Here is a 1660-nt window from a genome sequence, read left to right as displayed (position 1 = left end):
GGCATGGATGTCCGGCAATGCCGTGGCGGCCGGGCGGTTCTGGCGGATACGGGCCAGTATGGTGTCACGGGCGCTCATTGTTGGCCCTCCTTGTCCTTCTTGTCCTGGCGGCGCTGCTGGTACAGCTCCTTGAAGCTCTGGGCTGGCATTGTTGGCAGATCACGGCCAGCACGGCTCCACGCGCTATGGCGGGTGAGGCTTTCCGGAATGATGCGTACGACCTTGCGCATCACCTTGCCGCCCAGATCGAACAGCGCCGGGTGCTGGGTGAGGAAGCGCATGGCCAGCAGGCCCATTTTCTTGCCGGCGGGCAGCAGGTTCTGCTCAAACGCCTTCTTGCGGTGCAGTACCAGCTGTTCGTGCAGATTGATCTTGACCGGGCAGACATTGGAGCAGGAGCCGCAGGTGCTGCAGGCAAAGGCCATGCTGCCGTGTTTTTTCATGTCGCGGCTGGGGCCCAGGGTGGAGCCGATGGGGCCGGGAATGATGTAGCTGTAGCTGAAGCCGCTGCTGCGCCGGTAGACCGGGCAGGTATTCATGCAGGCACCGCAGCGGATGCAGCGCAGGCTCTGGTAGAAGTCTTCATTGCCCAGAATGTCGCTGCGGCCATTGTCGACGATGACAATGTGCATCTCGCCACCGGGCCTGGCCTGATGGAAATGCGAGGTATAGGTCGTCACCGGTGAACCGATGGCCGAGCGCGCCAGCAGCCGGGTGAACACCCCCAGGTGTTCCAGCCTGGGGATGATTTTTTCCAGGCCCATGCTGGCAATGTGAATCGGGGGCAGGCTGGTGCCGAGGTCGGCATTGCCTTCATTGGTGCACACCACCACGCCACCGGTTTCGGCAATGGCAAAGTTCACCCCGGTCAGGCCGGCATCGGCAGTCAGGAAATGCTCGCGCAAATTGGCCCGCGCCGCGTGGGTGAGGTAGGTGGGGTCGTTATTGCCGGCCTCAGTGCCCAGTTCTTTATGGAAAAGCTCGGAAATCTGCTCTTTTTTCAGGTGGATGGCCGGCATCACGATGTGGCTGGGGGCTTCGTGGCGCAATTGCACGATGCGTTCGCCCAGGTCGGTGTCCACCACCTCGATGCCACGCTGTTCCAGATAGGGATTCAGCCCGCATTCTTCGGTGAGCATGGATTTGGACTTGACCAGCTTCTTCACCTGCCGTGCCGCCAGAATGCCGTGCACGATGCGGTTATGCTCGTCGGCATCGGCCGCCCAGTGCACGGTGACGCCGTTGTTCTGGGCATTGGCTTCAAACTGCGCCAGATAGTCGTCCAGCTGCGACAGGGTGTGGGCCTTGATCTCGCGCGCCAGCCGGCGCAGTTCTTCCCATTCCGGCAATTGTTTGGCCTGGGCATCGCGCTTTTGCCGCACCCACCAGATGGCGCTGTCGTGCCATTTGGCCTGGGCGCGGTCCTTGAGGAATTCAGCCGCGGCTTGCGGGTGTTTTACGCTGTCGTCTTTCATGCGCCTGCTCCGCGACCGGTGAGGATTTCCACAATGTGCAGCGGGCGGATGGTCTTGCCCTGATGGCGGATGATGCCGCCCATGTGCATCAGACAGGAGGGGTCGGCGCCGACGATATATTCCGCACCGGTGGCCTCATGCTGGGCCACGCGGTCTTCGCCCATGGCGGTGGACAGTTCCGGCTC

At 62.2% G+C, this 1660-nt stretch carries 2 protein-coding genes; both read right to left on the bottom strand.

Features of this window, described 5'->3' with window-relative positions; all coding sequences use genetic code 11:
- Window positions 1–74 precede the first annotated feature (74 nt).
- Window positions 75–1475 (bottom strand): lactate utilization protein B, encoded by a 1401-nt coding sequence (locus JHD64_RS21025; RefSeq protein WP_199055531.1) that lies wholly within the window; start codon window positions 1473–1475, stop codon window positions 75–77.
- Window positions 1472–1660: heterodisulfide reductase-related iron-sulfur binding cluster (locus JHD64_RS21020; protein ID WP_199055530.1), on the bottom strand; the 189-nt coding region annotated here is incomplete at its 5' end. The genes JHD64_RS21020 and JHD64_RS21025, both read right to left, overlap by 4 nt.

Source organism: Aquitalea sp. ASV15 (assembly GCF_016429115.1).
In the GTDB taxonomy this organism is placed as follows: Bacteria; Pseudomonadota; Gammaproteobacteria; order Burkholderiales; family Chromobacteriaceae; genus Aquitalea; species Aquitalea magnusonii.
The sequence above is the reverse complement of the archived record's forward strand: the minus strand, read 5'-3'. Positions and strand labels throughout refer to the sequence as shown.

Coding starts and splice junctions, on each gene's coding strand:
- JHD64_RS21025 (WP_199055531.1), bottom strand. CDS start 1,475: ATGAAAGACGACAGCGTAAAACACCCGCAAGCCGCGGCTGAATTCCTC.